Below are 18,299 nucleotides of genomic sequence, written 5' to 3'. Positions count from 1 at the left end.
GGCGGGTAACACCGCTAAAAATCACGGTACCAAGAGGTTGAAACGCGGACCTTTAGGGGGTGGCGGTATGTGCGCTGGTCAGGGGCGTTGACCCGGTGCGGCGGCGGGCCCACCGGACCGCGATGAGTGTACATACCAACAATTGCAGCTGGTGGAAGAGCATCAGCGGAAGGATCACCGGACCCGCCGATTCCCCGAACAGCACCGCCGCCATCGGCAGCCCGGTGGCGAGACTCTTGTTGGAGCCGCAGAAGACGATCGTGACCCGGTCATCCCGGCTGAACCCGAGCCGCCGCGCGGCCCAGGACGTCGTGACGAGGGCCACCGCCAGCAGCGCCGCGGCCAGGCTCAGCAGGGCGAGCAGCCGCAGCGGAGTGATCTGCCGCCAGACGCCCTCCGTCATCCCCCGGCTGAACGCCGTGTAGACGACGAGCAGGATCGCGCCGCGGTCCAGCAGGCCGAGCGCCCGCCGGTGACGGACGGTGAACCCCCCGATCCAGCGGCGCAGACACTGTCCGGCGGCGAAGGGCAGCAGCAGCTGGGTGGCGATGCTCAGCAGGCTGTCGGCCGAGAAACCCGCGGAGGAACCGATGAGCCAGGCCGCCAGCAGCGGTGTGAGAGCCATCCCGGCCAGGCTGGAGTACGTACCGGCGCAGATGGCGGCCGGGACGTTCCCCCGGGCCGTGGAGGTGAGGGCGATGGAGGACTGGACGGTCGAGGGGACGACACAGAGGAAGAGCACGCCGGTATAGAGCCGGTCGGTGAGCAGGAACGGGGCCAGGCCGCCCGCCGCCAGCCCCAGCAGCGGGAACAGGACGAAGGTGCTCGCCCCCACCACGAGGTGGAGCTTCCACTGCCGCAGCCCGTGCACCGCCTCCCGGGTGGACAGCCGGGCGCCGTACAGGAAGAAGAGCAGCCCGATGGCGAGGTCCGCGGCGCCCCCGACCACCCCGGCCGCCCGCCCGGAGGCGGGCAGCAGCGCCGCGAGCGCGACCGTGCCGAGGAGGGCGGCGACGTACGGGTCGACCGCCTTCCCCAGCCGGCCCGGCCATGACCACCGCCATGGCCAGGACAGCGACGTCACGTCAATCACCGCTTTCGCTTTCGCTCTCGTGATCACTGCCTGCCGTACCCGCGCTGAGGAGCAGGGTGTTGAGAGTGCGGTCGATCTCCAGCCAGGAGTCCGCGAAGGAGTTGTCGATGACCACCAGGCCGATGTGCGACCCGGCGACCGGGGTGGGCTCCTCCGGCTCGTCGCCGGGTGCGCCCGGGCACGGCGCGGATACGGCGGGTGTGGCGGCCCACACGGTCTGGTCGCCGCACAGTACGCCCGCGGTGGCCGCAAGGACGATTCCGGTTGCGGACGCCCGGGTAAGGCCGCTCTCTCTTCCCGGCTTTCGGTGACGGCCGGTACCGGACCGGAAAGGCAGGGGCGGGAATGACGGGGACGCCACGGAACGGAATCCGCGGGTCATGCCGCGGCCGGGTGGTGGTCGCGGTGATGCCTGCTGATGTTTCCCTCCAGCAGTTCCGTGGATCCCCGCACGCCGATGAAGTCGGTATCCCGGGTATCCGGCAGCCGGCCGTCCGCCATTTTCAGATCGACCAGCGCACCCTCGATCGCGCCGTGCGCGGCGAAAAGACACGGGGTGCTGTAGATCGCGATATCGACGCCGAGATCCGTCAACTCGGAAAGCGAAAGCCGGGGTGATTTCCCGCCCGCGATCTGATTGAACAGCAGCGGCTTGTCGCCGACGACCGTACGGATCCGGCGGATCCACTCGACGCTGCGCACCCCGTCGACGAGCACCACATCCGCGTCGGTCTCCGCCAGCGCGGCGGCCCGCCGCAGGATCTCCGCCTCGTCGGTGGCGTCCGTGCGCGCCACCACGAGCATGTCCTTCCTGCTGCTCAGCACCAGGTTGAGCTTCTCCAGGTACTCCTCGAGCGGCAGCACCAGCTTGCCGTCCGCGTGTCCGCACCGGCGCGGCCGTTTCTGGTCCTCCAGGATCACCCCGGACGCGCCGCCGCGCTCCAGCCGCTGCACCACATGGCAGGCGACCTCGGGGTCCACATAGCCGTCGTCGATGTCCACGAGCAGATGGTGCTCGGGGAACGCCAGCCGCAGCCGCTCCGCGAAGTTCACCATGTCCGGCCAGGCGATGAATCCGATGTCGGGCAGCCCGTAATACGAGGCGGCGAATCCGAAACCGGAGACGAAGAAGCCGTTGTAGTGGCGGGCCGCGATCGACGCGGAGTACATGTCGTAGATGCCGATGAGTGGTGTGGTGCGAGGAGAGCCGATATCTTCTCGCAAGGCATGACCGTATTGCATGATCTTCCCTTCGGTTTCGGGACCTATTCTGGTCCAGGGAAGAATTTGCCGGGACGGCCTTGTGGGGCGGTGGAGGGTACCTTGAGGTGCTGGCGGTGCGGATGAGGCGCCGCCCGCCGACCCGCCCTACGCCGGGCCCGCCGGGGACAGCAGGGTGCCCAGCGGGCCGAGGTCGAGGTTGAGGTCCTCCATCCGCAGCCCGTGCCGGTCGCACATCTCCTCCATGCGCTGCTGGAGGAGCATCAGCGTCATCCCGATCCGCTCCTCCTGCTCCTCCGTCAGGTCCCCCTTGTCGACCCGGTGCAGCGCCTGGCGCTCCATCAGCTGGCGCAGCAGCTCGACCACGGTCAGCACGAGCTGGGCCAGATCGCGTTCCACCGAGTCCGGATCGGTGCGCAGGCGCTGGGCGGGACGGGAGGCGGCGGGAGTGGCCGACATACGGCAGGGTTCCTTCCGGTCGGAGCAGCGGCGGGATCAGAGCAGCGCCGGATCAGAGCAGCGGCGGAGCCGGGTGTTCGGCGTCGACGGGGGCGATGACCGCGCGCAGGTCGATCCGTATGAGATCGACGTCCGCGATGGACAGCACGAGGTCCCCGGTCAGCACGACCCCGCCCTGGAGCAGCCGGTCGAGGATGTCGATCAGGGCGACCTCGCGGCCCGCGAGAGCCCGGGCGTCCTCCTCGTCCAGCGCGGTGCTCACGCGGACTCGCGGTGGGCGGCCGGGGCGGGCGGCAGGGCGAACGAGTACGGCGCCCAGGGGCCGGTCACCTCGACCCGCACCCCCTCCTGGCCCTCGGCGGCGGCCAGGACGCGGGCGCGGAAGTCCTCGGCGCGGTCGGCGGGCACCAGATACGCGTCGTTGGCGATGTTCTCGCCGCCCTCCGCCTTCGCCAGCTCGCCGCGCTGCGGCCGGTGGGCGACCCGCTCCACGGCGATCTCCCCGGCCTCGTCGGCGATGCGCGCGGCCGTCCGCACCGCGGCCTGCCAGGCGTCCTCGGCGCCGCGCCGCCGCTTGCGGCGCGCGGCGAGATAGGCCCGGCCCGGGCTGAGCCCGGCGTCCCCAGCGTCGCCCTCCGACACGCCCGCCGCCTCTTCACCTGCGGCCGTATAGACCTTGACGCCCCATTCGACGCGCCCGGTGAGCCGCTCCAGCAGCGGCAGGAACTCGTTCCGGCGCTCCTGGAGCGTCTGCCGCACCCGGTCCTCGTCCCGGTAGACGGTGGCCAGCCGCAGCGGCAGCACGGCGCCCAGCGGGGCCAGCGCGGACACCACCCCGTGGTGCCCCCGGGCCAGTGACTCCAACCGGGTCAGCTCCTCCAGGCGCGCCTTGAGCGGCGCTTCCCCGAACTCCTCGGCCGGAACCGGGCCGACCGCCGCGGCGAGGTCCCCGGTCTCCACGAGACCCACCTGCTCACCGGCCACCCCGCGCAGTGCGGCGACCGCCCGCGCGGCCTCGGGGGTGGGGCGGAGCACCGCGTAGGCGTACACCATGTGCTGTGCGATATCGGTCACCCGTCCATGCTCCTGTCGCCCCTGTCGCCCCTGTTTTCGGTTTGTGCCTTCAGCGCCTCGATCTCGGCGCGCAGCCGCGCGTTCTCCTCACTGAGGCCGCCTTCCACGGCGGGGGGCCGGGCGCGCGAGGACAGCGACGGATCGTGCTCCCACCAGTCGATGCCCATCTCCTTCGCCTTGTCGACGGAGGCGACGAGCAGCCGGAGTTTGATGGTGAGCAGTTCGATATCGAGCAGGTTGATCCGGATGTCGCCCGCGATCACCACGCCCTTGTCCAGCACCCGTTCCAGGATGTCGGCCAGCGACGGGGCGTCCCGCTGGTCGTACGCGGCGGGCAGGCGCGGCGGGCCCAGCCTGCTCGCTACCGGTTCTGTCATCGTCAGGTGGCTCGTCTCTGCTCGTTGTACCGTTCCAGCTCTTCCAGCCGGTCCAGCAACTCGTCTTCGCGGCGGTCGTATTCGTCCTCGCCGATCCGCCCGGCCAGCAGCTCCTGCTCCAGCTCGGTGAGGGCGCGCCGGACCGGCGCCGGGTCGTAGGCCTCGCGCTCGGCGGCCTCGAGCACCTGCTCGGCCACCCAGACGGTCGCGCGCACCGGCGCGAGCGGAAAGGTGAGCAGCCCGGTCAGCAGTCCCACGGCGCCCCCGCCCTCAGGCCACGAAGCTGTACGGGGGCAGCGGGCCGCGCAGCCGGAAGTCGTAGCCGTCCCCGAAGCCCTGGGCCAACCGCTCCGCCGCGCGGGAGAACTCCTCGGCGCGCCCCCGCTCCACCAGGAACGAGGCGTTGACGAAGTCGTCCCCGGCCGGGGACGACACCACCTGGCCACGGGCCATCCCGGACAGGCTGCCGACGACCTGCTCGGCGAGTCTCTGCTGCCGCGCCCCCAGCTGGCGGGCGATCAGCTCGCCGAGGGCCACCCGGTCCTCGTACGAACCCCGCCCGTCGCGGGTGCGCTCGTTGAGCCGCCGCGCGTCGTCGGACTCGGTCAGCACCTCCCGCAGCAGATCGTCCTGGGAGCGCGCCGCCTTCAGGTTGAACTCCGCGGTGGCGTCCAGCTCATCGAGGCCGCGTACGTACTCGTCCCGCTTGGCGTCCAGCGCCGACCTGACCGCGGCCTCGTCGGGGGCGAGCAGCCCGAACCGCATCGGCAGCACCGCCCCGTCCGCCATCAGCCGCTCCTGGACCTCCTGGTGGGCGGCGAGGTCGCGGCGCTTGGGGCGCAGGGTCTCCGGCGCCGGGCTCACCACACCCGTCAGCGGGCCACTGGCCACCGCGCGCGGCACGCCGGACACGCCGCCCACCGCGCGCAGCCCCTCCAGCCGCAGCGGATGGTCGGAGCGGGTGATCGCGTAGAGGTAGAGATGCATGCTCACTTGTCCTCGTCATCGTCGCCGCCGAACACATTGCCGATGGCGTCGATGGCACCGCTCAGCGCGCCCTCGGTCTTGCCCCGGGCGCCGCCCTCGACGATGGTGCCGACGATGTCGCTGAGCTTGTCCGGGGCCTTGCGGCCGGATTCCAGGTCGAGGCGGTTGCACGCCTCGGCGAAGCGCAGATACGTGTCCACGCTGGCGATCACGATGCGTATGTCGATCTTCAGGATCTCGATGCCCACGAGGGACACCCGGATGAAGACATCGATGACGAGGCCGCGGTCCAGGATGAGTTCGAGGATGTCGAAAAGGCTTCCGGTCCCTGAACCGGTCGCGGTCGTGGCTGGTACTCCGCCGGTCTGCGTCATGACGGTCACGTGTGGTCGTCCTCTCGCTCGCTCGGTCTGCCCGCCTGCTGGTACGGGCGGGAGGGCACCCGCGTTCACTCTTGACCCGGGAGAAACACATGTGCCGCACAACGACAAGCGCCCCGCGCCACTGGGACACAGCGGCGCGGGGCGCGGGCGGACAGGAACAGCGGGAAAAAGTGGCTAGCGGCCGCGGTCGAGCTGGCCGCGTGCGTAACGGCGCAGCCTCTCGTAGCCCAGGAGCATGCCCTCGGAGTCCAGGGTCACCCGGTACGAGGCCATGATCGTCATGGTGTCCGGCACCCGCTCCAGCTCCACCACCTCCACATCGGCCAGCCATCCGTCCTGGGTCGGCTGCAGCGCGGAGACGGACTCCGGCGCGGTGCCCAGCAACTCGCCGAGCTGCTGAGCCGCGCCACGCATGGCCTGGGCCGCGGGCACCCGCCGAGGCCGGTCGTTCGTCTCCGGGGTGTCCGGATCATTGCTCGTCATGGTCCTACCGTGCCAAGTCGGCGGAGCCCGTGGTGTGCGGATCGCCAAAGCTCGTGACCGGCGGATCCTCCCCGCGCGTCAGACCGAGGCCCCCGAGGCGCCGTTGCCCGCATCGAGCGGACCCGCCTAGCTTTGTCAGCACGTGCTTACGCCAGGGAGGTCAACGGTGACCACAGTGGAGACGACACCCATCGCCTATCCCTTCAACCACCCCGACGGCCTGGAGCTGTCCGAGGCCTATGAGGAAGCGCGCCACCGCCCAGGACTGCTCCGGGTGCGCCTGCGGTACGGCGAACCCGCGTGGCTGGCCACGCGGTACGCCGATGCCCGGCTGGTCCTCGGCGACCGGCGCTTCAGCCGCGCGGAGGCTCTGAACCGGGATACGCCACGGCAGGGCGAGGGACGCACCGAGGGTGGCATCCTGAGCATGGACCCGCCCGACCACACCCGGCTGCGCACCCTCGTGGCCAAGGCGTTCACCGTTCACCAGGTGGAAAAACTCCGGCCGTACGTAAGGGAGTTGACCCACCAGCTGCTGGACGAACTGGAAGCCGCCGGGCCACCAGCCGACCTCGTGGACCGCTACGCGCTGCCCATCCCGGTCGCCGTCATCTGCCGGTTGCTCGGGGTGCCGGAGGAGGACCGGCCGAAGTTCCGGGTGTGGAGCGACGCCGCCCTGTCCACCAGCTCCCTGACCGCGGCCGAGTGGGAGAGCAACCGCGAGGAACTGCGCGCGTACATGGCCCGGTTGGTGCGGGAACACCGGGAAGCCCCGCGCGACGACATCATGACCTCGCTCATCGAGGCGCGGGACGAGGGCGACCGGCTCTCCGAGCTGGAACTCGTCGATCTGTGCGTCGGCATCCTCGTCGCCGGACACGAGACCACGGCCACCCAGATCCCCAACTTCGTGATGGTGCTGCTCGACCACCCCGATGAGCTGCGACGGCTGCGCGAGGAGCCCGAGCTGCTCAAGGGCTCCATCGAAGAGCTGATGCGGTTCGTGCCACTCGGCGTCGGCGCCTCCCAGGCCCGCTACGCCACCGAGGACGTCGAGGTGGGCGGCACCCTGGTACGGGCCGGGGAGCCCGTCCTGGTGGCCGTCGGCTCGGCCAACCGCGACGCGCTGCGCTTCGACGAACCCGGCAGGCTGAACGTGGCCCGCCCCGCCACCCAGCACCTGGGCTTCGGCCACGGGGTGCACCACTGCCTGGGCGCGTCGCTGGCCCGGCTGGAGCTGCAGGAGGCGCTCGGCGCGCTCGTCGGCCGGTTCCCGAACCTGCGTCTGGCCGGGGACGTGGTGTGGAAGGACCAGATGCTGGTTCGGGGGCCGCGGGTCATGCCGGTGGGGTGGTGAGCCGGGTGACGTGGAGGGCCGAGGTCGACGGCGGCCGGTGCATGGCGTCCGGGATGTGCGCCGGGATCGCGCCCGATCTGTTCGTCCTTGACGATGAGCGGGCGCGTCCGCTGAGCGAGGAGGTTCCGGCGGAGGAGCGGGTGCTGGACGTGGCGGACTCCTGCCCGGCGATGGCCATCACCATCGTCGACGGGGATGCGACGGTGGTCGGACCACGTCCCTGACCGGCGGTGTTACGGAACGACGGGCGGCGCGGAGGACACCGCGGGCGGCGTGGTGACTCCGCCCTCCCCGCTCGCGGCCCCCACCCCGGCACCGTTGACCACGTTCGGGTCGAGGCTCTGCTCGCCGCCGTTGTCCGCCGTGCTGACGGCGTTCGGCGGCGGGGTGGGCTTGGACGTGCCGACGATGAACGTGGGCTCGCCCGGGGCGGGCTGGGGCGGCTTGGTGTACTCCGGGCCCTGGGTCGGGGTGGTGGTGATGTCCGCGACGGCGGAGTCGAAGTTCACCATCCCCGTTTTCTCCATCTGGGTGATGTGGTCGAGCACGGTGTTGTTGGCCTGTGAAGCGAGCTTGCGCACCAGCGAGTTCTTGCTGGTCTGCCGGATCTTGGCGATGGAGCTGAAGATCTGGCCGTGGGTCACGCGCAGGATGTTCGCGTAGTAGGTGTCGAAGTCCTTGCCGGTCTTCGCGTTCATCGTGTCCACGAAGCTCTGCTGTTGTGGCGTTGGCTTGTTGGGCAGGGTGATGCCGAGCTTGGGGGCGATCTCGCGGCTGATGGCGTCGAGCAGCTGATGGCCGTCGAGCAGGTGCTTGCCGGCGGTCTTGATCTGCTCTGTCGTCCCCTTCTCAAGCCCGATCTTCCCGGCCGGGTACTCCCACAGCCCGGCCAGCCGCACCTTGACCACGAAGTCCTTGTCGGCCCCGCTGAGCGGCCCGAACTGGTTGTCCTGCATCTTGCTGAGATTCGTGGCGGATTCCTGCGTCAACCCCGTCATCACGGGGGAGACGATCACGGCGAGGGTGACCACTACCGAGCCGATGAGCAGTGAGGTGCCTGTCACAAAGTACCGTGATCGCATGGAGCCTCCTGGCGGGGACCGCTTGTCGTTGTACGGAGCAGGTGTCGCGTCGAGCTGATGTCAGATGATGGCTGACACCAGTGAATACGGACCGTTCACTTCCGTCGCTCAAACATCTCGCGGTTTTTTACCCGCACTTGGGCGGAGGCCGGTTACCTGGGGTTACCGGCGAAGGCGTCCGCGCGGATGTGGGTCAGCGGGGTGGCGGCCACCCGGTACCGGCCGTTGGGTACCTGGCCCGACTTGGTGACACGGACGGTGAGCGGACCCGCCCACTCGTACCCGTGCTCCTCCGCGTGCCGCATCAGCGAGTCCGTGAGCGTCTGGCCCGCCTGCTTGCCGTGCCGGGACAGCTCCTCGTACACCTCGTCGGACAGCTCGACGTCATAGGCGTTGGGCACGACCACCCGACGGGAGCTGCACACCACCGCCTGGCTGTCGCATTCCTCCCGCAGGGCGCCCAGCAGTTCCACCGGCTCGGTGTGGAACACCTTGGCGAGCAGTGCGTCCTCGAAGCGCTCTATGGCTCGTTCGATCCGGGTCAGCGTGTCCATGCGCGGACGTGTGCCCGAAAAGAAGCGGGTGTATGTGCGCGACTACGGTCCGCACATACACCCGCTCCTTGGGTGAACATGGAGTAAGCGTTCAGCCGGCGGCGCGGCTGAGCAGGGTCTTGACCCCGGTGGCCGTCAGCGTGACCGCTTCCGGGGCGCCCGCGTCGATGGTCAGCGAAAGCTCCTCGGAGGGCCAGCCCTGAGCCAGCGCACCCAGCGGCACCTGGTGGTACCGCTCGATCTGCGGCAGCGCCTGGTGCATGCGCTCCGGAGTGGTGAAGACGGGCACCAGCTGAGCGCCGTCCTCCTGCTGGAACACCGGCAGGGTCACCGCCTGCGGGTCGGTGTTCTCGGTGCTCTCTGCGGCGGGGAGCAGAACCTCACTGCCGGCGAGAGTGTTCAGCGCGGTCTCGTCCGCACGGTCCGCGGCCAGCTCACCGAGGGCTTGCTGGGTGGCGGTAACGGCGTTGTCATCGGGAAGAGCAGTCATGATTCCGTCCAAGATCGGGATAAGCGAGTGGCGGTGCCCGGGAGTGGGCGTCCTGACCACGGCTGGCTCGAATACCCGGTTGTACGGCGCTCACACATCCCGTGGCGGAGAGTTTTCGTTTTCTGCTGGGACGCGGAGTCGGGGGCGGCTTTCGGTGCGGCTCAGGTGCCGCGGTACGCCCTGTAGTTCCGGAAGAGCAGATACGTGTCCAGGATGTCGGAGGACGCGCTCTCGACCGACCGGTAGATGCCCCACTTGGGCCGCTGGTAGTCGCCCTGGTCCGGCATCTTGACGTTCGACATGCTGCCCCGCACCGCCACCGGGGCGCCGGAACCGGTGCCGTCGCGGGCCGTGAACGTGGCGGTTCCGCTGGCCCCGATGGTCAGTTTCCACTCGACGGTGATCCATTTGTTGCGCAGCGGCGCCAGGTCAGTGGAGGCGATGTCCGGTGAGCCGGAGTTCGCGTAGGCCCGCGCCCGCAACGTCTCCTTGCTGCCGCTGCGGCCGAGGCTCAGCGTGAGATACGGGCCACCGTTGTCGACCGGGGTCTTGGTCTGGAAGATGTGGGTGAACCTGCTGGTGCCGTGCAGCGACGACGGCATGTACATCTCGTACGAGAGGGTCCAGGTCTCCCCGTCCCGCATCTTCAGCTTCGTACCGCCCTGCACCATCCCCTTGGACTCGGTGCGCTGGCGGTCGCCGCCGCCGGTGGTGTCCCGGTCGTCCTTCCAGATGTTGAAGCGGTAGTGGTCACCCCCTTCGATGACGACATAGTCGCGGTCGGGGTGCTGGTTGCCGCGATCGGCCTCGATGCCCTCGAAGGCCTTGAGCCCGACACCGGACGGGCTGGGATTCCAGACCAGTTGTGGCGCCCGGACGGCCGCGGCGGCCGGGGAGGCGCCCGACGTCAGCTGCCCGAGGAGGGGCGCGCCGACGGCCGTGGCGGTCATGGAGCCAAGTAACATCCGACGACTGAAACCGCGTGGAGCGGAGTCTTCTGCCATGGGCCCTTACGATGGACTGGACCAAGGGGGTCGTCAAGGCTCGCGACGCGGTTATTCATCCCATGTCTCAGCGACGGCCTCGGCGGCCACTCCCCAGAGGGGGAGCGGCCGCCGTGCGGAGTTGACGGTGTGTCACATGGTGGCGGCGTCGATGACGAACCGGTAGCGGACGTCGCTGGCGAGCACCCGCTCGTACGCCGTGTTGATCTCCTCGGCGCGGATGGTCTCGATCTCGGCGCCCACGCCGTGCTCGGCGCAGAAGTCGAGCATCTCCTGCGTCTCGGCGATGCCGCCGATGAACGAACCGGCGAGGGTCCGGCGGCCCATGACCACCGAGAACAGGTTGAGCGTGATGGGCTCCTCCGGGAGGCCCACGTTGATCAGCGCGCCGTCCGTCTTCAGCAGCTTGAGGTACGCGCCGAAGTCCAGCGGGGCGGACACCGTCGACAGGATGATGTCGAAGGTGTCCTCCAGCTCCTTGAAGGTCTGCGGGTCGCTGGTCGCGTAGTAGTGGTCGGCGCCGAGCCGCAGCCCGTCGTCCTGCTTGCGCAGCGACTGGCTCAGCACGGTGACCTCCGCGCCCATCGCGTGGGCGAGCTTGACGGCCACGTGGCCGAGGCCGCCCATGCCGAGGACGGCGACCTTGCTGCCCGGACCGGCCTTCCAGTGGCGCAGCGGGGAGTACGTGGTGATACCGGCGCACAGCAGCGGCGCGGCCACGTCCAGCGGCAGCGCGTCCGGGATGCGCAGCACGTAGTTCTCGTCGACGACGATGCCGGTGGAGTAGCCGCCCTGGGTGGTCTCGCCGTACTTGTCGGTGGCGGCGTACGTGGCGGTCTCGCCCTGGGCGCAGTACTGCTCCAGGCCCTTGCGGCAGTTCTCGCAACTACGGCAGGAGTCGACGAAGCAGCCGACGCCCACCCGGTCGCCGACGGAGTACTTGGTGACACCGGGGCCGACCTCGCTGACGACACCGGCGATCTCGTGGCCCGGCACCAGCGGGAAGGGCACCTCGCTCCAGCCCTGCCGAACCTGGTGGATGTCCGAGTGGCAGATGCCCGAGTACGTGATGTCGATCGCCACGTCGAACTCGCCTACCGGGCGGCGCTCGATCGTGGTGCGCTCCAGCGGGGCCTTGGGGGCAGGTGCGGCGTACGCGGCAACGGTACTCATGGGGCGTTTCACTCCTTGCGGTGGTTCCGTGTCCGGTTTCCTTTGAATCCATGGCCGAACACGGTGGCAAGGGTGCCAAGGCGAGGCAGGAGTGGCCAAAAGTAGGGTCAACCTGCGAAGATAGTGGCTAGCGGGGGAGGAACGCCCCGAGCGGGCCGCCGGTGGGGCGCCGACGACCCGCCCACAGAGGGGAAAACGCCCGGTCACATGGGTGTCAGCGCGATTCCGTGGCGAGGGCCGGGCCGGTGGCGTCGACCGGGGTGTTCAGATCGCGGTCCAGGGTTTCCGGGGTCATCCGGGTGGTGATGAGACTCACCGCCGCGACCACCGTCATATAGACCGCGACGGGTATCCAGGAGCCGGTGAACGCGGTGAGCAGCGCGCTGCAGATGAGCGGTGCGACACCACCGCCGATCACCGAGGAGAACTCCCGGCCCAGCGCGACCCCGCGTAGCGGTAGCGGTTGCCGAACAGCTCGGGGAAGTAGCTCATGTGCACACCGACCAGGCCCTGACAGGCCAGGATGAAGCCGACCGCGATCGCCACCGTGATGGCCACCTTCGAGCCGGAGTTCAGCGCGATGAACGTCGGGGCGGGCAGCAGCACCATGGCGCTGAGGATCAACGTACACACCGGGCGGCGTCCGATGCGGTCCGACAGGGTGCCGAACGCGATGGCCGCCACGCCGCCGCACAGGGAGCCCAGCAGCAGCACCTCGGGGACGAAGCTCTTCTCGACGCCCACGCTGGACACCAGGTAGGAGGCCATGAACACCTGGTAGGTGTACGACTGCGTGCTGACCCCGAAGTTCATGAGGATCACCAGGAACAGGGGCTTGCGGCCGTGCTTGAAGACCTCCTTGACCGGTGAGGCGGGCCGCTCGTGCTGGGCTTTCAGCTCCTGGAAGACCGGGCTCTCGTTCAGCTTGCGGCGCATGATCATGGCGGCCACGGTCACCAGGAGGCTGCTGGCGAAGACCACCCGCCAGCCCCAGGACATCAGGGCGTCCTCGGGGAGTTGCTGGGCGAGCATCCAGGCCACCGCGCCCAGCGCGGTACCGAGCGCCGCCCCCGTCATGACCAGGGACGACAGCCTGCCGCGCCGCCCGGTGGCGGCCGTCTCGGTGAGCAAGGTGGCGCCTCCGGCCTGCTCGGCGCCCGCGCCGAAGCCCTGCGCCATACGGCAGATCAGCAGCAGGATCGGGGCGAGGATGCCCACCGCCCCGTACGTCGGGAGCAGACCGATGGCGAGGGTGGAGCCGCCCATGAGGAACAGGGTGGCGATCAGCACCCACTTGCGGCCGAGGCGGTCGCCGAAGCGGGAGAAGAAGAGCCCGCCCAGCGGCCGGGCGGCGAAGCCCACGGCGTAGGTGCTGAAGCTGGCGAGGAGGCCCACGGACGCCGAGACATTGGGGAAGAACAGATCGCTGAAGATCAGCGCCGAGGCGGTGCCGTAGATGACGAAGTCGTACTGTTCGAGCGCGGTGCCGACCAGACCGGCCCAGGCCGCGCGGCGTACCGCCTGGGGGTCGGCGGGTGGTTCGGCGCTGGGGGTGGTGGCCGGTGGCGGGGGAGTGGTGGTGTTGCTCTCCATGATCCATGCCTCCTTGAACGGATCGTGTCCGGAGCGGAATCCGGCAGGGCGAAGCAGCGAGGGGACGGGGGTAGGGCAGGGGTAGGGGAGGGGACGGGGTGGCCGGGGTGTCAGGCGGTCCGGCCGCCGGTGGCATCGGCGGCCGCCGCGGCGGGTCCGTGCCGGACGATGACGTCGATGAGTTCGGCGATCCGGGCGGTGAAGGCCGGATGGTCCGTCAAGTGGTCGCCGAGCAACCCGCTTTCCAGGACGGCTTCGACGAACGCGGTGCGGGGCCCGGCGGGTGCGCGCCGGGCGAGGCCGGCGAGCGGCTCACGGGCCGGGTCGGCCATCGCGGCCGCCTGCGGCCCGGGTTCGAAACCGGACGGCGGCGCCACACAGCACAGATACGCCGCCACGGTCAGCGCCAGATGGTGGGGCATCCGCCCGGCGCGCAGATGGAGCAGGGCCGGTTCCGGCACCCGCTGGCGGAGCTTGACCGAGCCGTCCGAGCCGACCTGCCGGGTGCGGTGGCCCAGCGCGGTATTGGCCCAGCGGTCGAACAACTGCCGTACGTAGTCCTCCAGTTGGATGTCGGCGGGCACGGTGAGACTCGGCAGATAGTCGTCGTGGAGCACATCGTGCGCGGCCTCGGCGATGAACGGCCGGGCGATGGAGTCCGGGATGGTCTCCCGGCCGTCCAGGGCGCCGAGATAGGCGATGAGCGAGTGGGTGCCGTTGAGCAGCCGCAGCTTCAGCAGCTCGTACGGTTCCACATCGTCCGTGAACAGCGCCCCGCCGTGTTCCCAGCGCGGACGGCCCGCGGCGAAACGATCCTCCATGACCCACATGGAGAACGGTTCGGCCGGTACGGGGACGGCGTCCCGCACCCCGAGGCGGCCCGCGACCGCGTCACGGTACACATCGGTGGTGGCGGGCACGATCCGGTCGACCATCGAGCTGGGAAACGTCACCGAACGCGTCAGCCAGGGCAGCAGCTCCTCGCGCTCCGCGGCCGGGAGCGCCTCGGTGAACTCGTGCACCAGCCGCCGGGTCTGGGCTCCGTTCCCCACCAGGTTGTCGCAGCTGAGCACCGTCAGCGGCCGGGCGTGGGTGCGGACCCGGCGCTGCATCCCGCGCACGATCCGCCCGATGGTGGTCCGGGGCGGGGCGCTCCCGCGCAGATCGGCCCGCACCTCGGGGGAGTCGAGGTCGAGTCCATGGGTGCGCGGCGAGAAGGTGTAGCCGTGTTCGGTGACCGTCAGGGTGACGATCGCCGTGCCCGGCGCCGCCAGCGCGTCCTGGACCTCGTCCGGCTGCTCCGACGCCACCAGCGCCCCGGTGTGCACCGCGGGCACCGTGGCCCGGGTGCCGTCGGGAGAGATTTCCACCACCGTGTAGCGCAGCTGCTGTTCGCGCAGCGCCCGGGCCACCGTGGCCGAGCGGCCCGCGACCCCGAGGATGCCCCAGGGGCCCTCGGTGTGTTCCAGGGCGGCCGCGGTGTGCACGGCCTGGTGGGCGCGGTGGAAGTTGCCGAGCCCCAGATGCACAATGCCGGTCTCGGCGGGTGGCCGCCGGGGGGTGAGCGCCGCCGCCGGGGTTGTGGCGCGGCCGAGGCGCGGCAGGCGCGCCGGAGTGTCCAGCGTGGTGGGCGTCGTGGCCATCGGGGAGATCCTCACCAATCCGTCATCGAGCCGTCGAGCTGTCGCGCGACCGGCAGGTAGGCGGGTTCGTACGGGAAACGGGCGGCGAGCGCCTCGTCCACCTCGATGCCGAGGCCGGGCTGGTCGCCCGGGTGCAGATGTCCATCGGCGTAGGACCACGCGTGGCCGAACACCTCGTGCACGACCGGCTCGTAGCCCATGTACTCCTGGATGGCGAAGTTCGGCGTGGCCAGGCCCACGTGCAGCGACGCGGCCAGCGCTACCGGGGACACATCCGAAGGGCCGTGCGGGCCGAGCCGTATCTGCCAGATCTCGGCGAGGGCCGCGATCCGCCGCAGGTGGCTGATCCCGCCCGCGTGGCTCACACAGGTCCGTACGAAGTCGATCAGCTGCTCGGTGATCAGCGACTGGCATTCCCAGACCGTGTTGAACACCTCGCCGATCGCCAGCGGCACCGTGGTGTGCTGCCGCACATGCCGCAGCACCTGCTGGTTCTCCGCCGGGGTGACGTCCTCCAGCCAGAACAGGTCCACCTCCTCCAGCGTGCGGCCGAGCCGGGCGGCCTGGCCGGGAGTGAGGCGGTGGTGCACATCGTGCAGCAGCTTCAGCTCGGGCCCGACATGCTCCCGTACCGCGCCGAGGACCTTCGGCGCGTGCCGGAGGTAGGCGTCGGTGTCCCACACCTCCTCCACCGGGGCGGCGCCGCGCCCGGCGGGCTCGTAGCCACGGCCGCCGCGGCTCACCCCGTACACCGTGTCCAGCCCGGGGACCCCGCTCTGCGCCCGCACCGCGCGGAAACCCTCCTCGCGCCGGGCGTCGATGGATTCCAGCAGCTGCGGGACGTCCCAGCCGGTGGCATGGGTGTACGTGAGGATCCGGTCGCGGACCGCGCCGCCGAGCAGCTGGTAGACGGGCTGGCCGGTGGTCTTGCCCTTGATGTCCCACAGCGCCATGTCCACCGCGCCGATGGACGTCATGGTCACCGGGCCGCGCCGCCAGTAGACCCCTCGGTAGAGGTACTGCCAGGTGTCCTCGATCCGCGCCGGGTCGCGGCCGATGAGCAGCGGCGCCACATGGTCGCGCAGATACGAGGCGACGGCCAGCTCACGGCCGTTGAGGGTGGCGTCGCCCCAGCCGACGAGGCCTTCGGCGGTGGTGATCTTGAGCGTGACGAAGTTGCGGCCGGGGCTGGTGACCAGCACCTCGGCGGTGGCGATGGTGTCGGTTCGGGGCGGCGCGGTGGTGGCGATGGTGTCGCTCCGGGGTGTCGTGGTCACCGGGCCACCGCCACCACGTTGTGCAGCGGCGCTCCGGTGGCCAGTCGGCCGATGTTGGCGGTGATGTCGGCGGCGCGGCCGATGAAGGTCTGCCGGGTGAGACCGGATGAGTGCGGGGTCATCAGTACGTTGTCCAGCGTTTCGAAGGGGTGCTCGCTGGGCGCGCCGGTGTGTCCGCTCGCCGGGTACCGGTACCAGACGTCGAGCGCGGCGGCCCCGATGGTGCGGGTGCTCAGTGCCTTGTACAGCGCGTCCTCGTCCACGACGGGACCGCGTCCGACATGGACCAGCACCGTGGACGGGCCCATCCGGGACAGCTCGGCCTCGCCGATGAGCCCGGTGGTCTCCGGGGTGAGCGGCGCCGACACCACGACCACATCGGAGGCCGCCAGCAGGGCGCCCAGCTCGTCGGTGGTCGCGGCCCAGGTCAGCCCCTCGGCCGCCGCGTCCACCTCGCCCCGCCGGGTGACCGCCACGCCGCTCGCGCCGAAGGCCCGGAACCGCTGCCAGCAGCGGGCGCCGATGTGGCCGAAGCCGACGAAGCCGACGGTGGCCGCGGACAGCGAGTCCATCCAGGGGGAGCGCGGATCGTGCGCGGGGGAGTCCCACACCGCGCGGCGCAGCGCGTCGTGCTGGCGCAGAAAGCCACGGCGCAGCAGGATCGCCGAGGCCACGGCGTATTCGGCGATCGCGTCCTCGTGGTGGAAGGTGTTGGCCACCTGGGTGCCGGGCGGCAGCGCGGTCAGGTCGATCTTGTCCGTTCCGGCACCGGCCGTGTGGACCAGCCGGAGCCGGGTGGCGCGGGCGGCCGTCCGGGCCGTGCACTGCCCCGCCACCAGTACGTCCGCGGTGGCCACCGCGGCCTCGACCGCCCCGGCGTCCCGGGGGTCGGGCCAGCTGACGGCCGTACCCGCCGGAAGGGCGGCCTCGAACTCGGCGCGCAGCGGATGGAGGTTGGCGTCGGCCACCACCACGGTCAGGGGTTCGGTGGTCATGGCGTGCCCTTCCCCGCCGCCACCGCGACACCTTCCAGGGCGGTGTGCGCCGGGCCGGTGGACCCGCGCACGATGAGCTGGGTGGGCAGCCGCAGGGTGCGGGGGGTCTGCCGCTCGCCGCCGAGGATCTGGCCCAGCATCTCGTGGCTGAGCCGCCCCGCCCGGGCCATCGGCACCGCGATGCTGGTCAGCGACGGCTGCGCCACTTCGGCGAACGGGATGTCGTCGACTCCGATCACACTCAGCCGCTCGGGAACACTCAGCCCCAGCGCCCGGGCGCCGGAGATCACACCCAGGGCCATCAGGTCGTTGTGCGCGATCACGGCGGACGCGCCCGAGGCCATGACGCTGGCCGCGGCGGCCGTTCCGCCCGCCACCGTCTCGGCCTGCCAGCCCAGCAACTCCAGCTCCAGCCCGGCCCGTTCGGTCTCGGCGCGGATCAGCGCCACCCGGTGGGCGTTGGACCAGGAGCGCTGCATGCCCTGCACATAGGCGATCCGCCGGTGGCCGAGCGCGGCCAGGTATTCCACGGCCTGGCGCATCCCGTGGGCGGCGTCGGCGATGACACAGTCGGCACCGGCCGTCTCCCGGTTGACCAGGACGGCGGGCGTGCGTCCGCAGAGGTCGAGGACCTCGTCCGCGTCCAGCCGGGGCGAGCACACGATCAGGCCGTCCGCCTGGCCCTTCAGGTGGGCGATCACCTCGCGCTCACGGCCCGGGTCGAGGTCGGTGTCGGCGAGCACGACGGTCTGCCGGTGGCGCCACCCCTCGCCCTGGGCGGCCTTCACGAACGACCCGAAGACGGGGTTCGCGATGTCGGGGACGACGACGGCGACCGTGGCGGTCTCCGTGGTGGCGGGGGCCTCCGCGGCACGGGCGGCCACCGGTGGTTCGTAGCCCAGCTCTTGCGCGACGGTCAGGATCTTGCGCAAGGTCTGGGGGCCGAGCCGGTCCGGGTTGCTGAAGGCCCGGGAGGCCGTGGACAGCGCCACATTGGCGCTTTTGGCGACGTCGGTGAGGGTGGGGGCCATGGCGGCCCGCTACCGGTGCGAGG

At 70.6% G+C, this 18,299-nt stretch carries 24 protein-coding genes; 2 read left to right on the top strand and 22 right to left on the bottom strand.

The genetic code is table 11. The features are described from left to right. Positions 1 to 52 precede the first annotated feature (52 nt). From ACFV9T_RS18770 to ACFV9T_RS18720, 11 genes are all read right to left on the bottom strand, one after another. The gene (locus ACFV9T_RS18770) at positions 53 to 1,084 is read right to left on the bottom strand and encodes a bile acid:sodium symporter family protein (RefSeq protein WP_385441576.1); all 1,032 of its coding nucleotides are present in this window, start codon (positions 1,082 to 1,084) and stop codon (positions 53 to 55) included. Between the two features lies 1 nt (position 1,085). Continuing rightward, positions 1,086 to 1,307 carry a hypothetical protein gene (locus tag ACFV9T_RS18765; protein WP_385441575.1) on the bottom strand — a complete coding sequence of 74 codons (222 nt, stop codon included), beginning with the start codon at positions 1,305 to 1,307 and terminating at the stop codon, positions 1,086 to 1,088. Positions 1,308 to 1,471: 164 nt separating this feature from the next. Continuing rightward, positions 1,472 to 2,335, bottom strand: coding sequence for an oxaloacetate decarboxylase (locus ACFV9T_RS18760; protein WP_385441572.1), 864 nt, complete (start codon positions 2,333 to 2,335; stop codon positions 1,472 to 1,474). Between the two features lie 126 nt (positions 2,336 to 2,461). Beyond that, the gene (locus ACFV9T_RS18755) at positions 2,462 to 2,773 is read right to left on the bottom strand and encodes a gas vesicle protein K (RefSeq protein ID WP_385441570.1); all 312 of its coding nucleotides are present in this window, start codon (positions 2,771 to 2,773) and stop codon (positions 2,462 to 2,464) included. Between the two features lie 52 nt (positions 2,774 to 2,825). Beyond that, positions 2,826 to 3,035, bottom strand: coding sequence for a gas vesicle protein (locus ACFV9T_RS18750; RefSeq protein WP_385441568.1), 210 nt, complete (start codon positions 3,033 to 3,035; stop codon positions 2,826 to 2,828). Next, entirely contained in the window at positions 3,032 to 3,847 is an 816-nt protein-coding gene (locus ACFV9T_RS18745) for a GvpL/GvpF family gas vesicle protein (protein ID WP_385441566.1), read from the bottom strand. Before ACFV9T_RS18745 ends, ACFV9T_RS18750 begins: the two co-directional genes overlap by 4 nt. Continuing rightward, complete coding sequence (locus ACFV9T_RS18740; RefSeq protein ID WP_385441564.1) at positions 3,844 to 4,224, bottom strand: gas vesicle protein; 381 nt, start codon at positions 4,222 to 4,224, stop codon at positions 3,844 to 3,846. The genes ACFV9T_RS18745 and ACFV9T_RS18740 overlap by 4 nt, the downstream gene beginning before the upstream one ends. 2 nt (positions 4,225 to 4,226) lie before the next feature. Then, the gene (locus ACFV9T_RS18735) at positions 4,227 to 4,481 is read right to left on the bottom strand and encodes a gas vesicle protein GvpG (protein ID WP_385441561.1); all 255 of its coding nucleotides are present in this window, start codon (positions 4,479 to 4,481) and stop codon (positions 4,227 to 4,229) included. Between the two features lie 13 nt (positions 4,482 to 4,494). Next, positions 4,495 to 5,211 (bottom strand): GvpL/GvpF family gas vesicle protein, encoded by a 717-nt coding sequence (locus tag ACFV9T_RS18730; RefSeq protein WP_385441559.1) that lies wholly within the window; start codon positions 5,209 to 5,211, stop codon positions 4,495 to 4,497. A gap of 2 nt (positions 5,212 to 5,213) precedes the next feature. Next, positions 5,214 to 5,594 (bottom strand): gas vesicle structural protein GvpA, encoded by a 381-nt coding sequence (locus tag ACFV9T_RS18725; protein WP_385441556.1) that lies wholly within the window; start codon positions 5,592 to 5,594, stop codon positions 5,214 to 5,216. A gap of 174 nt (positions 5,595 to 5,768) precedes the next feature. Next, positions 5,769 to 6,077 (bottom strand): gas vesicle protein, encoded by a 309-nt coding sequence (locus tag ACFV9T_RS18720; RefSeq protein WP_385441555.1) that lies wholly within the window; start codon positions 6,075 to 6,077, stop codon positions 5,769 to 5,771. A 166-nt stretch (positions 6,078 to 6,243) separates the two neighbouring features. Between ACFV9T_RS18720 and ACFV9T_RS18715 the strand changes: the two genes are divergently transcribed. Together ACFV9T_RS18715 and ACFV9T_RS18710 are read left to right on the top strand one after the other, a co-directional pair. Beyond that, on the top strand, positions 6,244 to 7,434 hold the full coding sequence (locus tag ACFV9T_RS18715; RefSeq protein ID WP_385441553.1) for a cytochrome P450: 1,191 nt from the start codon (positions 6,244 to 6,246) through the stop codon (positions 7,432 to 7,434). A 5-nt stretch (positions 7,435 to 7,439) separates the two neighbouring features. Continuing rightward, on the top strand, positions 7,440 to 7,658 hold the full coding sequence (locus ACFV9T_RS18710; protein ID WP_385441550.1) for a ferredoxin: 219 nt from the start codon (positions 7,440 to 7,442) through the stop codon (positions 7,656 to 7,658). A 9-nt stretch (positions 7,659 to 7,667) separates the two neighbouring features. Here the strand turns inward: ACFV9T_RS18710 and ACFV9T_RS18705 are convergent, their stop codons facing one another. From ACFV9T_RS18705 to ACFV9T_RS18655, 11 genes are all read right to left on the bottom strand, one after another. Beyond that, positions 7,668 to 8,516, bottom strand: a complete 849-nt coding sequence (locus tag ACFV9T_RS18705; protein ID WP_385441548.1) for a DUF4142 domain-containing protein — start codon at positions 8,514 to 8,516, stop codon at positions 7,668 to 7,670. Positions 8,517 to 8,668: 152 nt separating this feature from the next. Further along, positions 8,669 to 9,070 carry a DUF3662 domain-containing protein gene (locus tag ACFV9T_RS18700; protein WP_385441545.1) on the bottom strand — a complete coding sequence of 134 codons (402 nt, stop codon included), beginning with the start codon at positions 9,068 to 9,070 and terminating at the stop codon, positions 8,669 to 8,671. 91 nt (positions 9,071 to 9,161) lie between these two features. Further along, entirely contained in the window at positions 9,162 to 9,560 is a 399-nt protein-coding gene (locus ACFV9T_RS18695) for an SseB family protein (RefSeq protein WP_385441543.1), read from the bottom strand. A 161-nt stretch (positions 9,561 to 9,721) separates the two neighbouring features. Beyond that, positions 9,722 to 10,510, bottom strand: a complete 789-nt coding sequence (locus tag ACFV9T_RS18690; protein WP_385441541.1) for a hypothetical protein — start codon at positions 10,508 to 10,510, stop codon at positions 9,722 to 9,724. Positions 10,511 to 10,696: 186 nt separating this feature from the next. Further along, positions 10,697 to 11,737: an NAD(P)-dependent alcohol dehydrogenase gene (locus ACFV9T_RS18685; protein ID WP_385441540.1), complete on the bottom strand. Its 1,041-nt coding sequence runs from the start codon at positions 11,735 to 11,737 to the stop codon at positions 10,697 to 10,699. Positions 11,738 to 11,951: 214 nt separating this feature from the next. After that, complete coding sequence (locus ACFV9T_RS18680; RefSeq protein ID WP_385441539.1) at positions 11,952 to 12,155, bottom strand: hypothetical protein; 204 nt, start codon at positions 12,153 to 12,155, stop codon at positions 11,952 to 11,954. Beyond that, entirely contained in the window at positions 12,152 to 13,330 is a 1,179-nt protein-coding gene (locus tag ACFV9T_RS18675) for an MFS transporter (protein WP_385441537.1), read from the bottom strand. Before ACFV9T_RS18675 ends, ACFV9T_RS18680 begins: the two co-directional genes overlap by 4 nt. Before the next feature lie 110 nt (positions 13,331 to 13,440). Beyond that, a complete protein-coding gene (locus ACFV9T_RS18670; protein WP_385441535.1) occupies positions 13,441 to 14,973 on the bottom strand; it encodes a mannitol dehydrogenase family protein in 1,533 nt (510 codons plus the stop codon). 11 nt (positions 14,974 to 14,984) lie between these two features. Further along, positions 14,985 to 16,250: a D-mannonate dehydratase ManD gene (manD, locus tag ACFV9T_RS18665; RefSeq protein WP_385441533.1), complete on the bottom strand. Its 1,266-nt coding sequence runs from the start codon at positions 16,248 to 16,250 to the stop codon at positions 14,985 to 14,987. Then, the gene (locus tag ACFV9T_RS18660; protein ID WP_385441531.1) at positions 16,247 to 17,245 is read right to left on the bottom strand and encodes a 2-hydroxyacid dehydrogenase; all 999 of its coding nucleotides are present in this window, start codon (positions 17,243 to 17,245) and stop codon (positions 16,247 to 16,249) included. The genes manD and ACFV9T_RS18660 overlap by 4 nt, the downstream gene beginning before the upstream one ends. Next, positions 17,242 to 18,276, bottom strand: coding sequence for a LacI family DNA-binding transcriptional regulator (locus ACFV9T_RS18655; protein WP_385441528.1), 1,035 nt, complete (start codon positions 18,274 to 18,276; stop codon positions 17,242 to 17,244). Before ACFV9T_RS18655 ends, ACFV9T_RS18660 begins: the two co-directional genes overlap by 4 nt. Between the last annotated feature and the right edge of the window lie 23 nt (positions 18,277 to 18,299).

Source organism: Streptomyces sp. NPDC059850, from assembly GCF_042731515.1.
Taxonomy (GTDB): domain Bacteria; phylum Actinomycetota; class Actinomycetes; order Streptomycetales; family Streptomycetaceae; genus Streptomyces.
The sequence above is the reverse complement of the archived record's forward strand: the minus strand, read 5'-3'. Positions and strand labels throughout refer to the sequence as shown.

Excerpts from the sequence above, each read along its gene's own strand:
- ACFV9T_RS18685 (WP_385441540.1), bottom strand. The coding sequence starts at position 11,737 with ATGAGTACCGTTGCCGCGTACGCCGCACCTGCCCCCAAGGCCCCGCTG.
- ACFV9T_RS18660 (WP_385441531.1), bottom strand. The coding sequence starts at position 17,245 with ATGACCACCGAACCCCTGACCGTGGTGGTGGCCGACGCCAACCTCCAT.
- ACFV9T_RS18690 (WP_385441541.1), bottom strand. The coding sequence starts at position 10,510 with ATGACCGCCACGGCCGTCGGCGCGCCCCTCCTCGGGCAGCTGACGTCG.
- ACFV9T_RS18695 (WP_385441543.1), bottom strand. The coding sequence starts at position 9,560 with ATGACTGCTCTTCCCGATGACAACGCCGTTACCGCCACCCAGCAAGCC.
- ACFV9T_RS18730 (WP_385441559.1), bottom strand. The coding sequence starts at position 5,211 with ATGCATCTCTACCTCTACGCGATCACCCGCTCCGACCATCCGCTGCGG.
- ACFV9T_RS18760 (WP_385441572.1), bottom strand. The coding sequence starts at position 2,335 with ATGCAATACGGTCATGCCTTGCGAGAAGATATCGGCTCTCCTCGCACC.
- ACFV9T_RS18670 (WP_385441535.1), bottom strand. The coding sequence starts at position 14,973 with ATGGCCACGACGCCCACCACGCTGGACACTCCGGCGCGCCTGCCGCGC.
- ACFV9T_RS18705 (WP_385441548.1), bottom strand. The coding sequence starts at position 8,516 with ATGCGATCACGGTACTTTGTGACAGGCACCTCACTGCTCATCGGCTCG.
- ACFV9T_RS18720 (WP_385441555.1), bottom strand. The coding sequence starts at position 6,077 with ATGACGAGCAATGATCCGGACACCCCGGAGACGAACGACCGGCCTCGG.
- ACFV9T_RS18700 (WP_385441545.1), bottom strand. The coding sequence starts at position 9,070 with ATGGACACGCTGACCCGGATCGAACGAGCCATAGAGCGCTTCGAGGAC.
- ACFV9T_RS18675 (WP_385441537.1), bottom strand. The coding sequence starts at position 13,330 with ATGGAGAGCAACACCACCACTCCCCCGCCACCGGCCACCACCCCCAGC.
- ACFV9T_RS18655 (WP_385441528.1), bottom strand. The coding sequence starts at position 18,276 with ATGGCCCCCACCCTCACCGACGTCGCCAAAAGCGCCAATGTGGCGCTG.
- ACFV9T_RS18755 (WP_385441570.1), bottom strand. The coding sequence starts at position 2,773 with ATGTCGGCCACTCCCGCCGCCTCCCGTCCCGCCCAGCGCCTGCGCACC.
- ACFV9T_RS18740 (WP_385441564.1), bottom strand. The coding sequence starts at position 4,224 with ATGACAGAACCGGTAGCGAGCAGGCTGGGCCCGCCGCGCCTGCCCGCC.